Below are 21,007 nucleotides of genomic sequence, written 5' to 3' on the forward strand. Positions count from 1 at the left end.
GATATTGAATGAAAAAATTATTAGTCGCAAATCGTGGTGAGATTGCTATCCGTTTGATGCGTGCTGCAAGTGAATTGGGCATGCAAACGGTTGGTATCTTTGCAAAGGAAGATGAGTTTGCAAAGCACCGTTTCCGAGCAGATGAAGCCTATCAAGTGGGTGAGGGCAAGGCACCTATTGCAGCGTACTTAGATATTGATGATATTTTGCGAATTGCGAAGGAAACGGGAGCGGATGCAATCCACCCAGGTTATGGGTTCCTATCTGAAAATGCTGAGTTTGCTGCTAAGGTTGAAGCAGCCGGCATCAAGTTTGTTGGGCCAAAGGTTAAACACTTGGAGATTTTTGGTGACAAGATTCTTGCGAAACAGGCTGCGATTGCTGCGGGTGTCCCAACAGTGCCCGGCACTGACCACCCAGTCGAAACGCTTGCGGAAGCAATTGCATTCGGTCATGAAAACGGCTTCCCAGTCTTTGTAAAATCAGCAGCCGGTGGTGGTGGCCGTGGGATGCGTGTCGTTAATCATGAAGAAGAATTGCGTGAGGCATTTGAACGTGCTGCGTCAGAAGCCAAGGCCAGCTTTGGTAAGTCAGATGTCTACCTAGAGAAATACTTGCAAGATCCCAAGCACGTTGAAATTCAAATTTTGGCTGACGAACAAGGGGAAGTCATGCACTTGTTTGAGCGTGACTCATCAATTCAACGTCGTCACCAAAAGATTATTGAATACGCCCCCGCAGTTTCTGTTTCGAAGGATATGCGTGCGCGAATTCAGGCCGCAGCGGTCGCTTTGATGCAGAGTGTCGATTACCAAAGTGCCGGTACGGTGGAATTCCTGGTGGATGGGGATGATTTCTACTTTATTGAAGTGAATCCGCGTGTTCAAGTTGAGCACACGGTTACGGAAGAGATTACCGGTGTTGATATCGTGAAGTCACAATTGTTGATTGCCCAAGGCGTTGGGCTACACGACGATCCGTTGCAAATCCCGCATCAGACAGATTTGCAGGCAATGGGTGTGGCAATTCAATCACGTATTACGACGGAAGATCCGATGAATCAATTTATGCCTGATTCAGGACGCATTGAATGGTATCGCTCACCTGGTGGAACCGGGATTCGTCTGGACTCGGGTAGTGTGGAAGTTGGTTCGGTAGTTACGCCTTACTTTGATTCTTTGTTAACTAAGGTCATTTCACACGCAGCCACGTTCTCAGAAGCGGTTGATAAAATGCGCCGAGCGTTGGATGAATTTGAGATTCGTGGGGTTAAAACAAATATTCCGTTCTTGAAGAAGGTCTATGCACACCCCTTGTTCCGAGCCGCCAATGCGCCAACAACGTTCGTTGATCAACACCCAGAACTTTTCGATATTTCAATCGAAAAGCAAGACGACCGCAAATTGATTCAGTATGTCAGTGAAATTACGGTCAATGGCTTCCCAGGGGTTGATTATGACTATCCCAAGTTGCATGAACCACTACAATTCAAAGCGAATACTGATTTGGTCTTGCCAACTGATTTGGTGACGGCGAAGGATATTCTTGATGCACAAGGGCCTGATGCCGTTGCTGAATGGGTAAAAACGCAAGATAAGGTATTGCTAACGGATACGACGATGCGTGATGCGCACCAGTCATTGTTTGCGACCCGGATGCGAACGAAAGATATGTTGGCAATTGCGGATGAGACTCAGGTGGCCATGCCAAACTTGTTCTCTAACGAGATGTGGGGTGGTGCCACGTTTGATACGGCGTTCCGCTTCTTGGGTGAGGACCCATGGGAGCGTCTGCGTGCTTTGCGTGAAAAGATGCCACGGACGTTAACGCAAATGCTATTCCGTGGTTCAAATGCAGTAGGTTATCAAAACTACCCGGACAATGTCTTAGAAGAATTCATTAAGTTGGCCGCCCAAAACGGGATGGACGTGTTCCGTATTTTTGATAGTTTGAATTGGTTGCCACAAATGGAGAAGAGTATCCAATATGTGCGCGACAATAACAAGATTGCCGAAGTCGCCATGGCGTACACAGGTGATATCTTAGATCCAAACCGGACGAAGTATACCCGTGATTACTATGTGCAATTTGCCAAGGAAATTCAGGCAACTGGGGCGCACATGTTGGCGATTAAGGACATGGCAGGTTTGTTGAAGCCGGAAGCTGCTTATGAACTAGTAAGTGCGTTGAAGGACGCGGTTGATATGCCAATTCATTTGCACACCCACGATACAACGGGTAACGGTGTTTATACGTATGCCCGGGCTGTTGATGCGGGCGTCGACGTGATTGATGTGGCACAATCAGCCTTGTCAGGGACGATGTCACAACCGTCAATGGGTGCGACGTATTACGCCTTAAGCGGTAATCAGCGCCAACCTGAGTTGAATATGACAGCAGTTGAGCACGTAAATAGTTACTGGGCGGAAATCCGACCACAGTATAGTCAATTTATGAGCAAGATGGTTGGGGCACAAACGGATATTTTTGAAGTTGAAATGCCAGGTGGTCAATATTCAAACTTGCAGCAACAAGCACAAGCGTTGCGATTAGGCGACCGTTGGGATGATGTGAAGCAAATGTATGCAACGGTTAACCAAATGTTTGGGGATATCATCAAGGTAACCCCATCATCAAAGGTTGTCGGTGACATGGCACTATTCATGGTTCAAAATGATTTGACACCGGCGAAGGTGTTGTCAGATGGGATGACGATGGACTTCCCACAATCAGTCGTTGATTTCTTTGCTGGAAACTTAGGTCAACCGGTTGGTGGCTTCCCGGCAGATTTGCAGAAAGTGATTTTAAAGGGCCGGCCTGCTTTGACGGTTCGACCTGGGGCATTAACGCCAGCAGCTGATTTTGATGCAATGCAGGTCACGGTAGATGGTATTTTAGGTCGCGTTGCAACGCCAGAAGAAGTGATTTCATACATTATTTATCCGCAAGTCTTTAAGGATTATGTGACAAACCAAGGTAAGTTTGGTCCGATGACCGTATTGGATACCCCAACTTTCTTCCAAGGCATGCGAGTGGGCGAACGGGTCGACGTTGCGTTGGCACCAGGTCAAACGGTGATTTTCCAATTGCAACAAATCGGTGATATTAACCCAGATGGTCGTCGGACGATGTACTTTGATGTGAATGGCACACCGGTTGAAATTTCAGTGCAAGATGAATCAGCGCAAGTGACAACCGTGCAACGACGTAAAGCTGAGCCAACGAACCCAAGTGAAATTGGTGCAACGATGGCTGGCAATGTTTTGTCGGTTCACGTTGAGAACGGCCAAGCTGTTAAGCAAGGGGATGTGCTAATTGTCACAGAAGCCATGAAGATGGAAACGACGGTACAAGCGCCATTTGATGGCACGGTTAAATTTGTGCATGTGGCCGACGGTGAAGTTGTGGCCGGTGGTGACTTGTTGATCGAAATGAATCCTGAATAACGGATGCAAGTGTAAATGCTTAGAGTATTTGAAGTCATATGCTAAAATTAACTTATTAAATTAAAGGAGCATGCAAAAATGATGAAGACCTTCAACACGATGAGCTTGGAAAAGGAAACTTTTACGCCCATCAATGAAAAGACGATCAATATGTATGTCTGCGGACCAACTGTTTATAACTACATTCACATCGGTAATGCACGTTCAGCGATTGCATTCGACACGATCCGCCGTTACTTCGAGTATCGTGGATACGAAGTGAACTATGTGTCAAACTTCACGGACGTTGACGACAAGATGATTGCTGCAGCTAGCGAGCAAGGTATCACCGTACCAGAATTGGCTGATAAGTACATTGATGCCTTTAACGAAGATACGGCACCATTGAACATCAAGCCTGCCACTGTTCGTCCACGTGCAACGGAGCACATCCCAGAGATTATCGAATTCGTTGAGGATTTGATTAAGAAGGGTTACGCCTACGAATCAGAAGGTGACGTTTACTTCCGTGCCAAGAAGTTTAAGGGTTACGGTATTTTGGCCCACCAAGACTTGGCTGAAATGGAATCAAACGCTGCTGGTCGTTTGGACGATGGCGAATTGGCTCGTAAGGAAGACCCAATGGACTTCGCAGTCTGGAAGGGTGAGAATGGCGATGGTGCAATTGCCTGGAACTCACCTTGGGGTAAGGGACGTCCTGGTTGGCACATTGAGTGCTCAGTGATGTCAACGAAGTACTTGGGAAACCACTTGGACATCCACGGTGGTGGAATCGATTTGGCTTTCCCACACCACACAAATGAAATCGCACAAACTGAAGCTCACACGGGTGAAAAGTTCGTTGAGAAGTGGTTGCACAACGGTTTCGTTACGGTTGGTGATGAAAACGAGAAGATGTCAAAGTCATTGGGAAACTTCACGACTGTGCACGAATTGTTGCAACAAATCGATGATCCAATGGTTTTGCGTTTCTTCATAGCTACGACACAATACCGTCGCCCAATTGCCTACTCACAAAAGAACATGGACTTGGCTGCCCGCAACTTGGAGCGTATCCGCACTGGTTACCGTAACTTGCAATTCCGTTTGGGATCAGCAGTTGCCGGTTCAGATGCTGATATCGAAGCAAAGGCGCAAGAAAAGGTTGATGCCTTTGTTGAGGCTATGGACGATGACTTCAACGCACAAAACGCGATGACTGCGGTTTATGAGTTGATTGAATTGGCCAACTTGTACTCACAAGCTGAAGAAGTTAAGACTGACACGGTCAACTTTGTTTTGAAGCAAATCAAGGACTTGATGAACGTGTTTGGTGTTGATGGTTTGGAGCAAGCACCTTTGTTGGATGCAGATGTTGATGCATTGATCAAGGAACGTGATGCTGCCCGTGAGACGTCAAACTTTGCTCGTTCAGACGAAATTCGTGATGAATTGGCTTCACGTGGCATTATCCTAGAAGATACGCCACAAGGAACGCGTTGGCGTCGTGCCTAATCAAACATTTTTACATGATTGATTAATTAGTAATAGAAATCCCCAGAGACAAGTGATCTTGTTTCTGGGGATTTCTTTTTGTGGTTCTCTGATAGTGTTGCTATCAAAGCTTGGGAGCATACGGGCTCACTAATGGCTGGTGCCTGGTTAGCCGTGACACTGACAAAAAAGGCACCCCGTTGAGAACGGGGTGCCAAAGCTTTGGATGTAGAAATGATTTGAAAGGTTTAAACAATGCTTGTTGAGAACATTATTAGTTATTGATTGTGAGATTTATTTAGGAATCAGCTCAATTCTACGTCTTTTATTATACTTTATTAGAAGTTAAAAAGTGAACAATCTGTCCGTTTAGCTGTACCGCATTCGAGAATTTAATCCGCCTGAATTAAGGCTTAGTGCCTTTAAATAGGCGTTTTTTAATAATGTTCATGGAACGTCGCCAAGATATAATTGTCGTTTATAACTTAACTATTGGTGTTAATTAATTGCTTTTTAGGTTTTTATCTAATCTAATTCTAATTAAAGTGTTGACGTTTTTTAATGTGGTGCTATGATAAGGATATCGACTAAGAAGAGATAAGTACTTTTTAACGGTTGCCCAGAGAGTTAGCGTGTGGTGCGAGCTAATCAACTGAAGAATTGGAAAATGGTCTTGGAGTTAGAATGACGTGAGCAAAACGTGTTAGCGTCATTCGGGTGCGCCCGTTATTGCGCTTAGATATCGTCCGACATAGGACCGTATTGAAAGAGGGTTATTTCGTATGGGAATAACTAAACCCGGGTGGTAACACGTGTCAACGTCCCGTAGCTAATTGTAGCTACGGGACGTTTTTTTACGTCAAAACTTAAATGTGGAGGACAGACAATGCAAGTATTATGCGTGACGATTCACCGATGTCTTGTTGTCGGTGAGGGATTAGGCCAAAGTCGAATGTGATGCGACGAAATTGACACTCGTAGCGCAAACAGACGGAGAAATTGGCATGGATGATTTGACAAAGATTTTACAAGTAACGACGACGCATGATCAACTGACAGGAGCGGTTAATACACCGATTCAATTATCAGCGACGTTTGCTCAAACGGATTTTGATAACTTAGGTGAATTTGATTACGCCAGAAGCGGTAATCCAACCCGCTTGGCAGCGGAGAAGGCGGTAGCGGCTTTAGAACATGCGACACATGGTTATCTCTTTAGTTCGGGGATGGCAGCCATTAGTAGTGTGCTCATGACCTTCTCAGCTGGTGACCATATCGTGGTGACGTCGCACGTTTATGGTGGGACATTTCGTGTATTAACGGATGTGTTATCACGATTTGGTATCACACATACGTTTGTTGATTGTGGTGAACTAGCAGACGTCGCGGCCGCAATTTTGCCGAATACAAAGGCGATTTATATTGAAACGCCTTCCAATCCAACCTTGTCAGTGACCGATATTGCAGGGATTGTCGCAATTGCAAAAGCGCATGATCTTTTAACGATTGCGGACAATACCTTTATGTCACCTGCTTTACAGAAGCCGCTAGATTTCTTCGTTGATGTCGTCGTACATTCAGCTACCAAGTTTTTAGCAGGACATTCAGATATTTTAGCTGGCACGGCAGTGACAAAACGGGATGATTTAGCTGAGCAAATCTATTTCATTCAAAATGCAGTTGGCGCCACCCTGGGTGTGTTAGACAGTTGGCTGCTATTGCGGGGAATGAAAACGCTGGGGGTGCGAATGGCGCAGGCGAGTGCCAGTGCAACTCAGCTGGCCGCATGGTTAACTGACCAACCGCAAGTAAATGCCGTGCATTACCCAGGCTTACCGACGCATCCGAACTATCAGGTGCAATTAACGCAAGCCAAAAATGGTGGGGCAGTCTTGTCATTTGATGTTGGGTCGATTGAAAACGCCCGACAATTGGTTAAACATCTCACTATTCCAATTTACTCAGTCAGTTTAGGTGGCGTAGAAAGCATTATCAGCTATCCGCCAAAAATGTCCCATGCGGAATTATCGGCAGCTGAACAAGTAGCTAGTGGTATTACACCAGGCTTATTGCGCTATTCAGTGGGACTCGAAAGCATTACAGATATCATTGCCGATTTGTCGAATGCCTTTTCATATTTAGGAGAAGAATAATTATGACAACAGCAACTAAGCAACGTTACCATTTTGATCAAGTGGGTTCATATTTGCGACCAGCAACGCTAAAGCAAGCGCGAGCAGCCTTTGCAGCTGGTGAAATCACACAGGAGGCTTTGGTAAAGATTCAACATGACGAAATTCACGATTTGGTTATTCACCAGCATGAAGTTGGTTTGAAAGATGTAACGGATGGTGAATTTGCACGGTCATGGTGGCACTTGGACTTTCTGTGGGGTTTGACCGGTGTTGAACGATATGTACAAGAAGATTCCTATAAGTTCCACGGCGAGAAGACTCGTACGGATAATGTCCGGTTGACTGGCAAAATTGCCTTTAATCCAGATCATCCATTCTTTGCTGATTTTGCGTATTTACAATCAGTCGCACCGGCAGGAACCGAGCCGAAGTCAACCATTCCGGCACCAACGTTGTTATTCCGTGATGGCCGTTCAGATAATGCCTTGTCATTTTATGATACTTGGGATGACTACTTGGATGATTTGGCTTTGGCCTATCATGAAACATTGCAACATTACTACGATTTAGGTTCACGTTATGTGCAATTAGATGATACAACCTGGGCGTTTTTGATTAGTAAATTGAACGAATTTGCCACCAATCCAACTGAACGGGCAAAGTATGAAAAGATTGCAGCCGACAGCGTGTATGTCATTAACAAGGCGTTAGATGGCTTGCCTGATGATTTCAAAATTTCGACGCACATTTGTCGCGGTAATTTTAAGTCAACGTACTTGTTCGAGGGTGGGTATGCGCCAGTAGCGGACTACCTGGGTCAATTACATTACGACACGTACTTCTTGGAGTACGATGACGCACGTTCTGGTGATTTCACACCGTTAACGGCGATCTGGGCTAATCGACCTGATGTGACGCTAGTGTTAGGCCTGGTCACGAGTAAGTCACCAGAACTGGAAGCAGCGACGGATATTAAGGCGAGAATTCAGGAGGCCACGCAATTTGTGCCACTTGAGAATTTGGCGCTTTCTACGCAATGTGGGTTTGCCTCAACCGAAGAAGGTAATGCACTGACGCCAGATGAGCAATGGGCGAAGTTAGGGTTTATCAAGCAAATTGCCGAAGAAGTGTGGGGATAGGCCGATGACGAATAAAGTTGGGTTAACCATCGTGGCGGGTTTAGCAGCAGTTAGTTTAGGCGTCCTGGCAGGCACAACCGCAGCACATGCGGCTGAAAAGGTAACGGTTGGATCCGTCACCTCTGATGCAGATATTTGGCGTCATATTGCGAAGTCACCAGCGGCGAAAAAGGCAGATTTGCAAATTAAAGTGAAAGAATTTACCGACGGCGCAACCTTGAATCGAGCGACTGCTTCAGGTGAAGTTGATGTCAATGCGTTCCAATCGTATAGCTATTTTCAAGCCTTTAATAAGGAAACTAATACCGCGAAGCTGGCTGCGTTAGGCACGACGTATATTGAGCCAATGGGTGTGTATTCACATCGATACAAGAAGGTGGCAGACATTCCGAATGGCGCAACGATTGCCATTGCACGTGACAATGCGGACGCGGCCCGTGGGTTGAAATTATTGGCCAGGGCGGGATTAATCACCTTGAAGTCTGATTTCTCAGCCCTTTCAGGGGTTGCCGATATCGCAACCAATCCCCATCATTTTCAATTCAAGGAAATTGATGACACGACTGGGGTTGCCGTGTTGAAAGACAAAGCGGTCGCGGCGGTGTTGATTTCTAATTCAGTCTCACAAGCCGGTGGGTTGAACGTGTTACATGATTCGATTTATCGCGAGTCAATTAACACCAGCACGAAGGCAAATATTAATATCTTGGCAACGCGTCAGTCAGAGGCTAAAAATAAGACCTATCAAAAGTTGGTCAAGTTGTATCACAATGCATCAGAACAAAAATGGATTAAGGCAAAGTACCACGGCACCAAAGTTGAGGTACAAAAGCCACTTAGTTATGTGGAGGGCAATTAATTATGGCAGAAGTTGAAAGTTTTACATTAGATCACACACAAGTTAAGGTACCGTACGTGCGTTTGATTGCAGAAGAGCACGGGCCTCAAGGTGGCACGATTGCCAATTATGATTTGCGCTTGGTCCAACCTAATGAGACGTCAATTGAGACGGCGGGCATTCATACATTGGAACATTTGTTTGCGAGCTTAGTTCGCGATGAGCTAGATGGCATCATTGATATTTCACCATTTGGATGTCGGACAGGGTTCCATGTCATCAGTTGGCAGTCGTACACGCCAACGCAGCTAGCCGAAACGTTTACTCGCGTGTTGCGCAAGATTCGTGATGACATTACGTGGGATGATGTCCCAGCCACGACTATTCGAGAGTGCGGTAACTTTAAAGATCATAGTTTACATTCGGCAAAGGCGTGGGCAGATGTTATCTTGCAAGCCGGTTTGTCAGATGATCCGTTTGTCCGTCATGTCGTTGAAGCATAAGCATAATTTGTTAAACCGGGTCATTGGCCCGGTTTTTCTGTTATTATAGTAAGCATGAATGAGAAGATTAATTATGAGCAATTAAATGGCTTGGATTTGGCCTATTATGGGGATGCGGTGTATGAAGTGTACATCCGTCAACATTTGTTGGCTAAAGGGATTACGAAGCCGGCCCGCCTGCAACGTGAATCAAAGAACTACGTGTCTGCTAAAGCACACGCGGCTTTGTACGCCTTGATGGAAGCGGAAGATTTGTTGACTGAAGAAGAAATGGTGTACTTTAAGCGTGGACGCAATGCTAATTCACATACAAAGGCGAAGAATACAGATGTCGTGACATACCGTATTTCGACTGGATTTGAAGCATTGATTGGTTTTTTGGCAGCTAGCAATCAAACAGCACGTTTAGATGAGATTGTGGCTTGGGTATACGAACAAGTAGAAAGTGGGCGAACGAGAGCAAATGGCACAACAAACAAATAATCGTAACGGTCGTGATCGTGGCGGACGTCAAGAACGACCAACTAATCGTCGCGGTGCCGACCGTCGTTTCAACGACCGCGATCGCCAACCACGCCAGAAGCGTGAAATGCGAGTAGAAGCTGAAGCCGTCGATGATACGGCACAAACTGAGTTCGTGTTTGGCCACCATGCGTCGGTTGAGGCGTTGAAGGGTGAAACAGAAATTAACAAGGTTTGGCTACAAAGTGGTTTGGCTGACAAGATTCGTAATGAAGTGATGGCATTAGCGAAAAAGCGGGGCTTGATTATTCAAGATGCGCCAAAAGCTAAGTTAGATGAATTGACGAATGGTCAAAATCACCAAGGTGTGGTGTTATCGATTGCGGCCTATGCATATGCAACGATTGACGATTTGTTTGCGAAGGCAGCTGAAAAATCAGAAGCACCATTTTTCTTGGTGTTGGATTCAATTGAAGATCCGCACAACTTAGGCTCAATTTTGCGTACGGCTGATGCGGCCGGGGTGCATGGCATTATTATTCCTAAGCGCCGAGCGGTACAATTGACATCAGTTGTTGCGAAAACGTCAACAGGGGCAATTGAACACGTGCCTGTTGCACGTGTGACGAACTTAGTGCAAACGGTTGAACAACTTAAGGAACGTGGGTTGTGGGTCTTTGGCACAGACATGGATGGTAAGGATTACCGTCGTTGGGATGCTGCTGGTCCAACTGCTCTAATCATTGGTAATGAGGGTAAGGGGATTTCACCGTTGTTGAAGAAGACGGTGGATGAAACGCTGACGATTCCAATGGTTGGTCACGTCCAAAGTTTGAATGCGTCGGTTGCAGCTAGCTTGTTAATTTATCAAGCATTTAGTAGTCGTAACCCGCTTTAACCACATGAAAAAATGCACAATAACCGGTAACTTGATGCCGGTTATTGTGCATTTTTTCGTCTTGAATCCGAATCATCGGCACACTGTTAGCAAGCCGGAGGAGGGTAAAATAAGATGACGAACCAAAAGGCAATGCAGTTAATTCAGGCGGCACAAGCGGGTGATGAAGCTGCTTTTCAGGATATTTTTGAGGCGTTTCGGGGATTGGTGTGGACGTTATACCGTGATCACAGTCTCCAGACGCAGCAATACGATTGGGAACAGGAGAGTCGGTTAGTGTTGTACCAAACATTACGCAAGCTAAAGGCCACACATTGGGGTGCGCTGACGCGGTACTATAATCAAGCGTTGCGGCACCGAATTGTCCAACTGTGGCGGGAGTCCTATCGGTACGAGTCGGTGGAGGGCGTTTCGTTGAATGAAGCGTGTGTAACGACGTATGTGCAGAGTGCACAAATTACGCCGCCTAGTGCAGCAGTGGCGACCATTGTTGATTTAATATCGAATTTAGGTGTAAAGGAACGGGAATTCGTCTTGTTACTCGCGATGGGATACGACATCAATGAATGTGCGGTCCAACTCGAACGATCACGTTCTTGGTGTTATGCAACGCGACAAAATTTGAAGAAAATCTACCAAGCTGAGGCGAAAGGTAGCTGAATAAAGGCATTCGTGGTAAACTGAAAATACTATATTAGAGAATTTTAAAAGAGCGGAGACACGATTATGGCAGCGAAGAAAGTCGCATTAGCGTGCAGTGTCTGCGGATCACGAAACTACATGGTAACTAAGAAGCCCAACCGTCTTGAGCGTCTTGAAGTTATGAAGTTTTGCAAGTTCTGCGGGCAACACACGATGCACCGTGAGACGATGTAAGAACGGAGTTGGGTCGCCCCACTCTGGAAACAGGAGTACATACTGATGAAGTTTTTAGCAAGCGTTGTCGCTGAAATGCGCAAGGTCACTTGGCCTACGTTTAGTGAAAATGTTCGAGACACATCAATTGTTTTGATGACCGGTTTGTTCTTCGCCATTTTGTTTGGTGGCGCTGACTGGGTCTTTGAACAAGGGGTTACTTGGTTGTCTAAGTAAGCTTATTGCGATATAATAAGGACATTGAAAAGCGACTAATAAACCCTCAATCTTGAGGGTTTTTAATTTACAAAAATTACAGGCACGACCTAAGGAGGCAATCATGGCAGTTGAGTCATATGATAAGCAATGGTACGTCTTGCACACTTATGCAGGATACGAAAACAAGGTTAAGGCGAACCTCGAGTCACGTATTGAGACGATGGGGATGACGGACTACATCTTCCGTGTTATCGTGCCAGAGCAAGAAGTTGAAGTTGAAAAGGATGGCGAGACGAAGATTGTTAAGGAAAACGACTTCCCTGGTTATGCTTTGGTTGAGATGATTATGACCGACGAAGCATGGTATGTTGTGCGAAACACACCAGGTGTAACTGGTTTCTTGGGTTCACACGGTGGTGGATCAAAGCCCGTGTCATTGTTGCCTGATGAAGTTGATGACATGTTGGCTCGCATGAACATTGTTGAACGTAAGGTTGCCGACTTGAATGTTGAAGTTGGTGAATCAGTGAAGATTGTCGCTGGTTCATTCTCTGGTATGCAAGGTGAAGTAACGGCTATCGATAATGACAAGCAAGAAGTAACTGTTTTGGTTGACTTCTTGGGTCGTGAAACGCCAACGGAAATCTCATTTAACGACGTTGAGTCAGTACTATAAAGTCATTTCCATAAAAAATTGAATTTTTATTGAACACCTGACTTGTCAAAAGTCAGGTGTTTTGTTATTATAATCTGGTATGTGTGGTGACACGCATATGTGGGAGGCGTAAATCGAAACGCGCCATTACACCACAAACACGAAGGAGGAAACAATCGTGGCTAAGAAAGTTTCAAGCATTGTTAAGTTGCAGATTCCAGCCGGTAAGGCTACCCCTGCACCTCCAGTTGGACCTGCTTTGGGTCAAGCTGGTGTTAACATCATGGGATTCGCAAAGGAGTTTAACGCTCGCACTGCCGACCAAGGTGGTTTGTTGATCCCAGTAGTTATTACTGTATATGAAGATCGTTCATTCGAATTCATCACTAAGACGCCTCCAGCAGCAGTTTTGTTGAAGAAGGCAGCCGGTGTTGAAAAGGGTTCTGGTGAGCCTAACACGAAGAAGGTCGCTACGGTTACTGCAGCACAAGTACGTGAAATTGCAGAAACTAAGATGCAAGATCTAAACGCAGCTGACGTTGATGCAGCTGTTCGCATGATCGAAGGTACTGCTCGCTCAATGGGCTTCAACGTTGAAGGCTAATTTAACGAGTTCCGTACGGATCGCGTAGGAAACTAAGCATGATCAAGCGGGAGGTCAATGACCGTTTGACCGCATTTGCAAGGAGGAATAGCTACCATGGCTAAGAAGTATGGTAAGAAGTATTTGGCAGCCGCTGAAAAGGTTGACAGTGAGAAGTTGTACACTGTTGAAGAAGCTGCCGCATTGGTAAAGGACATCGACTTTGCCAAGTTTGATGCAACTGTTGAAATCGCGTTCAACTTGAACGTTGATACTCGTCAAGCAGACCAACAATTGCGTGGTGCCGTTGTTTTGCCTAACGGTACTGGTAAGGACCAAACTGTTGTGGTCTTTGCTCAAGGTGATAAGGCTAAGGAAGCTGAAGAAGCTGGTGCTGACGTTGTTGGTGCTGCTGACTTGGTTCAACGCATTTCTGACGGTTGGTTGGACTTTGACGTTGCCATTGCTACGCCTGACATGATGGCCCAAGTTGGTCGTGTTGGACGTGCATTGGGTCCTAAGGGATTGATGCCTAACCCTAAGACGGGTACTGTTACGTTTGACGTAGCAAAGGCCGTTTCTGACGCTAAGTCAGGTAAGGTTACTTACCGTACTGATCGTGACGGAAACGTTGCTGTACCAGTTGGTAAGGTATCATTTGACGCCGACAAGCTTGCTGGAAACATCAAGTCATTGTCAGACGTTATCTTGAAGGCTCGTCCTGCCGCTGTTAAGGGTGCATACGTAAAGCACGTATCAATCGCTTCAACGTTCGGACCTGCTGTTAACATCGATCTAGCTTCATTGTAATTTTAGAATTTTTCTAGATTATAATTTAGCTTTTCATGTTGACACTTCCTCGACTACCTGTTAGAGTAGTTTGAGTAATAAATCGATTCTACCTAAGACGCAGGTGTCGTAAGACTTAATAACCCGCCGAGGAAGTGAAAAACGCGTAAGCGACTTTTGACCCCCGGTGCAGTATGTGCTGGGGGTTTTTGGTACGAATCAAAATCTTAACAGGAGGAACATTACCATGAGTGAAGCAACTATTGCTTTGAAGGCACAACAAGTTTCAGAAGTTGCTGACAAGTTTAAGTCAGCTGCATCTGCAGTTGTTGTTGACGTGCGTGGGTTGACGGTTGAACAAGCCAACAACTTGCGTTCAGAATTGCGTTCAGAAGGCGTTGAGTTGAAGGTTATCAAGAACAAGATCTTGACGCGTGCTGTTGAAGCCGCTGATTTGACTGACTTGAACGACTTGTTTGTCGGACCTTCAGCCGTTGCATTCTCTAACGAGGACGCAATCGCTCCTTCACGTATTTTGAAGAAGTTTGCTGATAACATCGAAGCCTTGGAAATCAAGGGTGGTGTTGTTGACGGTCAAGTTGCATCTGTTGAAGATATCAACAAGTACGCAGCTTTGCCAGACCGCGACGGTTTGTTGTCAATGTTGTTGTCAACGTTGCAAGCACCTGTTCGCAACTTTGCTTACGCAGTTAAGGCTGTGTCAGACGCAAAGGAAGAAGCTGCTGAAGCCTAAGCTTTTGCTTAGTGCGACGCACTTTTATATCGGGCTTAGCCCACAAATTAAAATCGCCGTATAGGCAAATAAACGAGGAGATTAATTATCATGGCATTTGATAAGGATTCAATCATCGCTTCATTGAAGGAAGCTACGATTTTGGACTTGGCTGACTTGGTTTCAGCTATTGAAGAAGAGTTTGGTGTTTCAGCTGCTGCCCCTGTTGCAGTTGCTGGTGCAGCTGGTGGTGCCGAAGCAGCCAAGACTGAATTTGACGTTGAGTTGACTTCAGCTGGTTCAGCTAAGGTTCAAGTTATCAAGGCAGTTCGCGAAGCAACTGGTTTGGGCTTGAAGGAAGCTAAGGACTTGGTAGACAACGCTCCTTCAGCTATCAAGGAAGGCGTTTCAGAAGACGAAGCTAACGAATTGAAGGCTAAGTTGGAAGAAGCTGGTGCCGTTGTTACTGTTAAGTAATTAACGTCCCTTAAAAAGACGAGATACTCCGGTATCTCGTCTTTTTTTATGCATTTTTTTGACAAAGTCGTCCTTCTCAAGGCCAATAGATGTTGTGATAAAAGATTCGATTAAGTTTCTTGAGTATACTAATAATTAGTTAATAGCGTTTAGTAACGATTACGACGAAAGGAAGTGCTGTGTGCCATGACATCGCGTACAAATTTAAAGCGACCCTACAAGCAGGTATTGTTTGTCGGCGTTGTGTTGGTGTTTGGCATAGCCTTGGCCTATAAATATGCTGGGCGTCAATTAATAGCCGATTTCGAAGCCACCAAGGCTGCCGTAGTCAGTGATGAATCCAATAATCTAAAAACGGCCTGGCGTGGCATTTTAGATAAGCAGAATGCCCCGGTTGATATTGCAGTCTATGACCATAAAACGGGCGTTACAACCCAATTATCTAACGATGCAAATGTGCAATTTAAAACGGCAAGTATTGTGAAAGTCGCAATTCTCGCTAACTTGTTACGACAGCATGCGACTAATGGCACTGGTTTGTCGAATTATGAAGATGAATTGGCAAGCGCAATGATTCAAGACAGCGATAATGATGCGGCGACAGCCCTACTTGAAACAGAGGGGGGCAATACGCAACCAGATGCCTTGTTTAAGCGCCTGGGTATGACCCATAGTCACATGGATAGTGAATCATGGGGGTACTCGACAACAACGGCAACAGATCAACTGACGTTGCTTAAGAATATTTTTTATCAGAGTCGGGTGTTAACAGATAGTTCACGAACGTATATGCAAGGCTTAATGAATAATATTGCGGTAGATCAGAGTTGGGGGATTACAGCTGGCTTAACGCCGGATGCCACAGTTGCACTAAAAAATGGTTGGCTGGCAGATAAAAATGGCTGGATTATTAACTCAACTGGTCATATTACGAGTAAACAATCAGACTATGTTATTGCCATTTTAAGCAATCAAACCGTCTCTGAAGACGCTGGTATTGACCTGGTACAACAATTGGCTAAGGCAACTTATACGACATTGAATGCGCAATAAAAAATACAGACGAAGCACTTGGCTAAACAATCGTATTAGCTAGGTGTTTTTTATTTGCACCTGTTAACTATTAACAAGCGTTCATGTCAGTTAGATGTTATCTAGTTACATTTATTTTTCAATCTAAGAAAAACTATTGTTTAGCGTGTGCGGATAAGTTACTCTTAGTGAGTTGGTTTTGGAAAAGAATATTTTGCATAACCAAAAACAATCATAGGAGGCAGTCATGCTAAAAATTAAGGAACTGACAGTCGCCTACACATCGACGCCGGTGTTTAGCGATTTGTCAGTCGCGTTTAGTCCGGGCAAGATTACGGGGATTATTGGCCCGAATGGCGCGGGTAAGTCGACCCTAATCAAAGGGGCCTTGGGTCTGATTCGGCGAACGGGTGAATCGTTTGTGGATAATCAACTGGTCCGGCGTGTTCGACGCAAAATTGCATATGTCGAACAGCGAGCAGCGTTAGATTTAACATTTCCGATCAGTGTTTTTGAGGTGGTTCTAACCGGCACTTATGGCAAGCTAGGATTATTCAAAAGCCCTGGGCAAACAGAGCGTAATGATGTTATGAAAGCGCTCGAACAAGTTAATCTGACGGAATTTCGAAATCGTCAAATAGGTGAATTATCCGGTGGGCAATTGCAGCGTGTCTTTGTAGCACGCGCTATTGTTCAGCAAGCAGATGTTGTGATTTTAGATGAACCTTTCGTCGGGATTGATATGAAGTCGGAAGAAGAAATTATGCATGTGCTGCGAGACTGGCGTGCAGCCGGTAAGACCATCATTGTTGTTCACCACGACTTGAACAAAGTTGCGAATTACTTTGATGACTTATTAATTATGAACCACGGCATTGTCGCGCATGGACCTGTGTCGGACGTTTACAATAAGGTCAATATCCAACAAGCCTTCTCAGCGGATTTGAGCGCAGTTCTGTTCACTGAAACGGAGGATGTATCATGACGAGTATTGGTGAATTTATCGCGGCCTTAGGACACTATAACTTCTTGCAGAGTGCGTTGTTAGCATCTGTGATGGTTGGGATTATGTCAGGCATTATTGGTAGTTACATTATTTTACGTGGCATGTCGTTGATGGGTGATGCGATTTCTCACTCTGTGCTACCGGGAGTTGCGGTTGCGTATATGCTGGGGATTAATCTGCTAATTGGTGCCTCAGCATTTGGGGTCATTGCGGCGCTGTTGATCGGCTTTGTTGCGACAAACAGTAAGCTAAAGAATGATACAGCAATCGGTATTGTGTTCTCGGCATTCTTTGCCTTAGGATTCATCCTGATTTCGATGGCTGAGTCATCAACGAATTTGCATCATATCTTGTTTGGAAATGTGTTAGCAGTGTCAGACCGTGATTTGATTACGACGATTATTGTATTAGCAATTGTCATTTTGTTTATCGTGTTGTTCTTCAAGGAATTATTGATTACATCGTTTGATGAAACATTTGCTAAGACATATGGCCTGAAGACAGGGTATGTCCATTACGGTTTGATGATTGTACTAACGTTAGTCACGGTATCGGCACTTCAGACGGTCGGGATTATCTTGATTGTGGCGATGTTAATTACGCCAGCTGCTACCGCGTTTCTTTGGACGAACCGGTTGACCACGATGGTTGTCTTAGCCTCGGCACTTGGGGCATTGGCCTCTACGATTGGGCTATATCTGTCATATACGTTAAATTGGGCGTCTGGTCCTGCTATCGTGTTGGTGGCAGCGCTTATCTTTTTGGGGTCGTTTATCGTGTCACCAAAGCAAGGCTTTGTGACAAAACTAATGGGGGTTAAAAATGCTTAAGAAACTTGGGTTAACAGCAGGTGCGCTGGCAATTGCAATTGGGGGAACGGTTTGGTTTGTGCAAAATCGTGATGCACAAACGGCTACGGCAAGTGGTGAACTACGTGTTGTCACGACGAATTCAATTCTTGAAGATATGGTTGAACAAGTTGGTGGTGATGATGTATCGGTTTACAGTATCGTTAAGCGCGGAACAGACCCGCACGAATATGAACCAAAAACAGCCGATATCACTGCGACAACGGAAGCTAATGTCATCTTCCACAATGGACTTAACTTGGAAACGGGCGGTAACGGATGGTTCTCAAAGCTTACGAAAACAGCTAATAAGCGGGATAACCAAGAAGTATTTTCAGCTTCACGTTTAGTGGAACCATTGTTCTTGACGTCAAAGGGCAAGGAAGATGAAATGGATCCCCACGCCTGGTTGGACTTAAACAATGGTATTAAGTACGTTGAGACGATTACAAACGTCTTGAAGGATAAGGACCCAGAACACGCCCAAGCCTTCCAAAAGCGCTCAGATGCGTACATTGCGAAGTTGCGTGCGTTGCATAACGAAGCAAAAGACAAATTCGCTGATGTCCCAGTAGAAAAGCGTTTGTTGGTGACATCGGAAGGTGCCTTTAAGTATTTCTCGAAGGCATACGGCATTCAACCAGCCTTTATCTGGGAAATTAATACTGAGTCACAAGGAACCCCTGAGCAAATGAAGCAAGTATTAGCCAAGATTGCGGCATCGAATGTAAAGTCGTTGTTTGTTGAAAGTTCAGTATCACCAAAATCAATGGAAAAGGTATCAAAGGAGACTGGGTTACCAATCTACGAAAAGATTTATACCGATTCACTGGCGAAGAAGGGGACAACCGGGGATACCTATTACGATATGGTTAAGTGGAATATTGATAAGATTCACGCGGGCATGTTAGTCGATTAATACCGGGAACGATTACCTGACCTAAACAACACACAATTAATTTAGAAAGTCACGTTCAGCCATGGCGTGGCTTTTTTGTTGCACTTTCGGGGCACATAAAAGTCCGATATATTGCACTTTTGGTTGAGCGTTTATGCACGAACAGACGGTCCTAAATTGCTATAATGAAACGAGAAACCTTTTGTTTATAGGACAAAACATGCACAAAAAACAAGTGAACACGTTTACAAATTCAATTTTCAGGTCTAAAATGGCTAATGGATTTATTTTTTATTAGTGGGATTATTATTGAGGAGATTTTTGTATGGCTACTAAAAACATTGTTGTCGTCGGCGCTGGTTATTCTGGTGTCTTCACGGCACGTAAATTGGCTAAGCGATTGAAGGGTACTGACTACCAAATCGTTTTGGTTGATCGTCACTCATTCTTTACGTACATGACTGAGTTGCACGAAGTTGCAACGAAGCGTGTTGAGCCTAAGCACATTCAACTTGACTTGCGTACATTGTTCGTACGTCAGCCAAACGTTAAAATTGTGACGGCTAATCTTGAAGGTGTTGATAAGGATGCCAAGATTGTAAAGACGTCAGAAGGCGATATCGCCTATGAGAAGTTGGTTTTGGCAACTGGTGGTACAACGAACACGTTCGGTACGCCAGGTGTTGAAGAATACGGCTTCACATTGTGGTCATTTGAAGAAGCTGTTAAGCTTCGTGCCCACATTGAAAAGGTTATTCGTGAAGGTGCCATGGAATTGGATCCAGCCAAGCGTGAAGCAAAATTGCGTATCGCAGTGGTTGGTTCTGGATTCACGGGTGTTGAATTGGCTGGTGAGTTGATTGAACAACGTCGCGAATTAGCCGAAGCTAACAACTTGGATGAATCAGAAATTAAGATTGATGTTATCGAAGCAGCACCAACAATTTTGAATATGCTTGCAAACCGTAAGTTGGCTGACAAGGGTGAGCAATACATGATTAATCATGGTATTAACTTGCGTAAGTCTGCTGGTGTTGTTGAAGTTAAGGAAAGCGCTGCTGTCTTGAAGGACGGCACAGAAGTTCCAACTGAGACGTTGGTTTGGACGGCTGGTGTTAAGGCGAAGGAACAAGGCTCACTTTGGGGCTTGGAACAAGGACCTGCTGGTCGCTTCATGGCGGATGATTACTCACGCGCAAAGGGCGAAGAAGATATCTATGTTGTTGGTGACGTCGCTGCTTATCAAGAACCTGCCCGTACGGTTGCAGACAACCCACGTTCAGGTTGGACACCACAAACGGTTGAGGGTGGTGAATCAGCTGCGAACACGGCCGTACCTAACATTGTGTATGACTTGACTGGTAAGGGTTCACGTAAGGCCTTTAAGGGTCACTACCAAGGATATGCCGTTTCAATCGGTGCTCACTACACAGTAGGTATTGCGGAACAATTCGGTAGCATGAAGTTTGGTAAGAATGGTATTCCACTAACGGGATTCTTTGCCAACATGTTCAAGCACGTGATTAATTTGTACTTCTTTACGCAAATCACGAGTGGTTACCACATTTTCCACTACATGATGGATGAATTCTTCCGTACGCCAAACGGTCGTACGCCATTCTTTGGCTGGACATCACGTATGGGTAACGTTTTGTGGTCATTGCCACTTCGTATTGTTGTTGGAATTTTGTGGATTCAAGCGGGTGCTGCTTTGAACGGTGGTGTTGGTGTCTTGGCTTCACTTGTTGGTTGGTTGATTACATTTGGCTTGTTCACGTCATTGGCTTCATTTGTCGCCTTTGTGACGGGATTGGTTATGTTGATTGCTGGTCAAAGCGTTGCTGGATCTGCTATCTTGATGACGTTCGCCTCATTGGCCTTGATGAACGGTGCGGGACGCACGGTTGGTTTGGACTACTGGGTCGTACCATTCCTTGAAAAGTCATTGGGACGTAGCTTGTACGGTAAGCACGAGTCACGTTACAACGATTTGAAAAAGTAAATTGTCGCTAAAAAAG

At 45.1% G+C, this 21,007-nt stretch carries 21 protein-coding genes and 2 other annotated features; all 21 genes read left to right on the forward strand.

Translation table 11 applies throughout. The features are described from left to right. The first annotated feature begins 8 nt into the window (after window positions 1-8). The 21 genes from ESE_RS0104825 to ESE_RS0104920 all read left to right on the forward strand — a co-directional run bounded on the left by ESE_RS0104825 (window position 9) and on the right by ESE_RS0104920 (window position 20,991). Complete coding sequence (locus ESE_RS0104825) at window positions 9-3,446, forward strand: pyruvate carboxylase (protein WP_010372133.1); 3,438 nt, start codon at window positions 9-11, stop codon at window positions 3,444-3,446. Window positions 3,447-3,524: 78 nt separating this feature from the next. Next, complete coding sequence (cysS, locus tag ESE_RS0104830) at window positions 3,525-4,940, forward strand: cysteine--tRNA ligase (protein WP_010372136.1); 1,416 nt, start codon at window positions 3,525-3,527, stop codon at window positions 4,938-4,940. 559 nt (window positions 4,941-5,499) lie between these two features. Continuing rightward, window positions 5,500-5,748, forward strand: a binding site (T-box leader). A gap of 175 nt (window positions 5,749-5,923) precedes the next feature. Next, window positions 5,924-7,072, forward strand: coding sequence for an aminotransferase class I/II-fold pyridoxal phosphate-dependent enzyme (locus ESE_RS0104835; RefSeq protein ID WP_010372139.1), 1,149 nt, complete (start codon window positions 5,924-5,926; stop codon window positions 7,070-7,072). A gap of 2 nt (window positions 7,073-7,074) precedes the next feature. Further along, window positions 7,075-8,193: a vitamin B12 independent methionine synthase gene (locus tag ESE_RS0104840; RefSeq protein WP_010372142.1), complete on the forward strand. Its 1,119-nt coding sequence runs from the start codon at window positions 7,075-7,077 to the stop codon at window positions 8,191-8,193. A 4-nt stretch (window positions 8,194-8,197) separates the two neighbouring features. Further along, the gene (locus ESE_RS0104845; RefSeq protein WP_010372145.1) at window positions 8,198-9,052 is read left to right on the forward strand and encodes a MetQ/NlpA family ABC transporter substrate-binding protein; all 855 of its coding nucleotides are present in this window, start codon (window positions 8,198-8,200) and stop codon (window positions 9,050-9,052) included. 2 nt (window positions 9,053-9,054) lie between these two features. Further along, the gene (locus ESE_RS0104850) at window positions 9,055-9,534 is read left to right on the forward strand and encodes an S-ribosylhomocysteine lyase (RefSeq protein ID WP_010372147.1); all 480 of its coding nucleotides are present in this window, start codon (window positions 9,055-9,057) and stop codon (window positions 9,532-9,534) included. A 54-nt stretch (window positions 9,535-9,588) separates the two neighbouring features. Further along, on the forward strand, window positions 9,589-10,017 hold the full coding sequence (locus tag ESE_RS0104855) for a Mini-ribonuclease 3 (protein WP_010372150.1): 429 nt from the start codon (window positions 9,589-9,591) through the stop codon (window positions 10,015-10,017). Between the two features lie 106 nt (window positions 10,018-10,123). Next, entirely contained in the window at window positions 10,124-10,894 is a 771-nt protein-coding gene (gene rlmB, locus ESE_RS0104860; protein ID WP_029237459.1) for a 23S rRNA (guanosine(2251)-2'-O)-methyltransferase RlmB, read from the forward strand. 114 nt (window positions 10,895-11,008) lie between these two features. Continuing rightward, window positions 11,009-11,554: an RNA polymerase sigma factor gene (locus ESE_RS0104865; protein ID WP_010372156.1), complete on the forward strand. Its 546-nt coding sequence runs from the start codon at window positions 11,009-11,011 to the stop codon at window positions 11,552-11,554. A 66-nt stretch (window positions 11,555-11,620) separates the two neighbouring features. Then, window positions 11,621-11,770, forward strand: a complete 150-nt coding sequence (gene rpmG / locus ESE_RS12030; protein ID WP_010372159.1) for a 50S ribosomal protein L33 — start codon at window positions 11,621-11,623, stop codon at window positions 11,768-11,770. A 45-nt stretch (window positions 11,771-11,815) separates the two neighbouring features. Next, a complete protein-coding gene (secE, locus tag ESE_RS0104870; RefSeq protein ID WP_010372162.1) occupies window positions 11,816-11,986 on the forward strand; it encodes a preprotein translocase subunit SecE in 171 nt (56 codons plus the stop codon). A 103-nt stretch (window positions 11,987-12,089) separates the two neighbouring features. Then, window positions 12,090-12,644, forward strand: a complete 555-nt coding sequence (gene nusG / locus ESE_RS0104875; RefSeq protein ID WP_010372166.1) for a transcription termination/antitermination protein NusG — start codon at window positions 12,090-12,092, stop codon at window positions 12,642-12,644. 157 nt (window positions 12,645-12,801) lie between these two features. After that, window positions 12,802-13,227 carry a 50S ribosomal protein L11 gene (rplK, locus tag ESE_RS0104880; RefSeq protein WP_010372167.1) on the forward strand — a complete coding sequence of 142 codons (426 nt, stop codon included), beginning with the start codon at window positions 12,802-12,804 and terminating at the stop codon, window positions 13,225-13,227. 96 nt (window positions 13,228-13,323) lie between these two features. After that, window positions 13,324-14,016: a 50S ribosomal protein L1 gene (rplA, locus tag ESE_RS0104885; protein WP_010372169.1), complete on the forward strand. Its 693-nt coding sequence runs from the start codon at window positions 13,324-13,326 to the stop codon at window positions 14,014-14,016. A 73-nt stretch (window positions 14,017-14,089) separates the two neighbouring features. After that, window positions 14,090-14,216, forward strand: a sequence feature (ribosomal protein L10 leader region). A gap of 26 nt (window positions 14,217-14,242) precedes the next feature. Beyond that, complete coding sequence (rplJ, locus tag ESE_RS0104890) at window positions 14,243-14,749, forward strand: 50S ribosomal protein L10 (RefSeq protein ID WP_010372171.1); 507 nt, start codon at window positions 14,243-14,245, stop codon at window positions 14,747-14,749. Window positions 14,750-14,839: 90 nt separating this feature from the next. After that, on the forward strand, window positions 14,840-15,205 hold the full coding sequence (gene rplL, locus ESE_RS0104895) for a 50S ribosomal protein L7/L12 (RefSeq protein ID WP_004560214.1): 366 nt from the start codon (window positions 14,840-14,842) through the stop codon (window positions 15,203-15,205). Window positions 15,206-15,391: 186 nt separating this feature from the next. Continuing rightward, window positions 15,392-16,258 (forward strand): serine hydrolase, encoded by an 867-nt coding sequence (locus ESE_RS0104900; RefSeq protein ID WP_010372174.1) that lies wholly within the window; start codon window positions 15,392-15,394, stop codon window positions 16,256-16,258. Between the two features lie 226 nt (window positions 16,259-16,484). After that, on the forward strand, window positions 16,485-17,222 hold the full coding sequence (locus tag ESE_RS0104905; protein WP_010372176.1) for a metal ABC transporter ATP-binding protein: 738 nt from the start codon (window positions 16,485-16,487) through the stop codon (window positions 17,220-17,222). Then, window positions 17,219-18,073: a metal ABC transporter permease gene (locus ESE_RS0104910; protein WP_010372177.1), complete on the forward strand. Its 855-nt coding sequence runs from the start codon at window positions 17,219-17,221 to the stop codon at window positions 18,071-18,073. Before ESE_RS0104905 ends, ESE_RS0104910 begins: the two co-directional genes overlap by 4 nt. Then, window positions 18,066-19,010 (forward strand): metal ABC transporter solute-binding protein, Zn/Mn family, encoded by a 945-nt coding sequence (locus ESE_RS0104915; RefSeq protein WP_010372178.1) that lies wholly within the window; start codon window positions 18,066-18,068, stop codon window positions 19,008-19,010. The genes ESE_RS0104910 and ESE_RS0104915 overlap by 8 nt, the downstream gene beginning before the upstream one ends. A gap of 304 nt (window positions 19,011-19,314) precedes the next feature. Next, entirely contained in the window at window positions 19,315-20,991 is a 1,677-nt protein-coding gene (locus tag ESE_RS0104920) for an FAD-dependent oxidoreductase (protein WP_010372180.1), read from the forward strand. Window positions 20,992-21,007: the final 16 nt, after the last annotated feature.

Origin of the sequence: Weissella cibaria KACC 11862 (assembly GCF_000193635.1) — a bacterium.
GTDB lineage: Bacteria > Bacillota > Bacilli > Lactobacillales > Lactobacillaceae > Weissella > Weissella cibaria.

What these genes read in the sequence shown, in the direction of transcription:
- ESE_RS0104920 (WP_010372180.1), top strand. Translation starts at nt 19,315, where the DNA reads ATGGCTACTAAAAACATTGTTGTCGTCGGCGCTGGTTATTCTGGTGTC.
- ESE_RS0104905 (WP_010372176.1), top strand. Translation starts at nt 16,485, where the DNA reads ATGCTAAAAATTAAGGAACTGACAGTCGCCTACACATCGACGCCGGTG.
- rpmG (WP_010372159.1), top strand. Translation starts at nt 11,621, where the DNA reads ATGGCAGCGAAGAAAGTCGCATTAGCGTGCAGTGTCTGCGGATCACGA.
- rlmB (WP_029237459.1), top strand. Translation starts at nt 10,124, where the DNA reads ATGCGAGTAGAAGCTGAAGCCGTCGATGATACGGCACAAACTGAGTTC.
- ESE_RS0104900 (WP_010372174.1), top strand. Translation starts at nt 15,392, where the DNA reads ATGACATCGCGTACAAATTTAAAGCGACCCTACAAGCAGGTATTGTTT.
- ESE_RS0104825 (WP_010372133.1), top strand. Translation starts at nt 9, where the DNA reads ATGAAAAAATTATTAGTCGCAAATCGTGGTGAGATTGCTATCCGTTTG.
- rplL (WP_004560214.1), top strand. Translation starts at nt 14,840, where the DNA reads ATGGCATTTGATAAGGATTCAATCATCGCTTCATTGAAGGAAGCTACG.
- rplA (WP_010372169.1), top strand. Translation starts at nt 13,324, where the DNA reads ATGGCTAAGAAGTATGGTAAGAAGTATTTGGCAGCCGCTGAAAAGGTT.
- ESE_RS0104840 (WP_010372142.1), top strand. Translation starts at nt 7,075, where the DNA reads ATGACAACAGCAACTAAGCAACGTTACCATTTTGATCAAGTGGGTTCA.
- ESE_RS0104850 (WP_010372147.1), top strand. Translation starts at nt 9,055, where the DNA reads ATGGCAGAAGTTGAAAGTTTTACATTAGATCACACACAAGTTAAGGTA.
- ESE_RS0104845 (WP_010372145.1), top strand. Translation starts at nt 8,198, where the DNA reads ATGACGAATAAAGTTGGGTTAACCATCGTGGCGGGTTTAGCAGCAGTT.
- ESE_RS0104915 (WP_010372178.1), top strand. Translation starts at nt 18,066, where the DNA reads ATGCTTAAGAAACTTGGGTTAACAGCAGGTGCGCTGGCAATTGCAATT.
- ESE_RS0104855 (WP_010372150.1), top strand. Translation starts at nt 9,589, where the DNA reads ATGAATGAGAAGATTAATTATGAGCAATTAAATGGCTTGGATTTGGCC.
- ESE_RS0104910 (WP_010372177.1), top strand. Translation starts at nt 17,219, where the DNA reads ATGACGAGTATTGGTGAATTTATCGCGGCCTTAGGACACTATAACTTC.
- rplJ (WP_010372171.1), top strand. Translation starts at nt 14,243, where the DNA reads ATGAGTGAAGCAACTATTGCTTTGAAGGCACAACAAGTTTCAGAAGTT.
- ESE_RS0104865 (WP_010372156.1), top strand. Translation starts at nt 11,009, where the DNA reads ATGACGAACCAAAAGGCAATGCAGTTAATTCAGGCGGCACAAGCGGGT.
- nusG (WP_010372166.1), top strand. Translation starts at nt 12,090, where the DNA reads ATGGCAGTTGAGTCATATGATAAGCAATGGTACGTCTTGCACACTTAT.
- cysS (WP_010372136.1), top strand. Translation starts at nt 3,525, where the DNA reads ATGATGAAGACCTTCAACACGATGAGCTTGGAAAAGGAAACTTTTACG.
- secE (WP_010372162.1), top strand. Translation starts at nt 11,816, where the DNA reads ATGAAGTTTTTAGCAAGCGTTGTCGCTGAAATGCGCAAGGTCACTTGG.
- ESE_RS0104835 (WP_010372139.1), top strand. Translation starts at nt 5,924, where the DNA reads ATGGATGATTTGACAAAGATTTTACAAGTAACGACGACGCATGATCAA.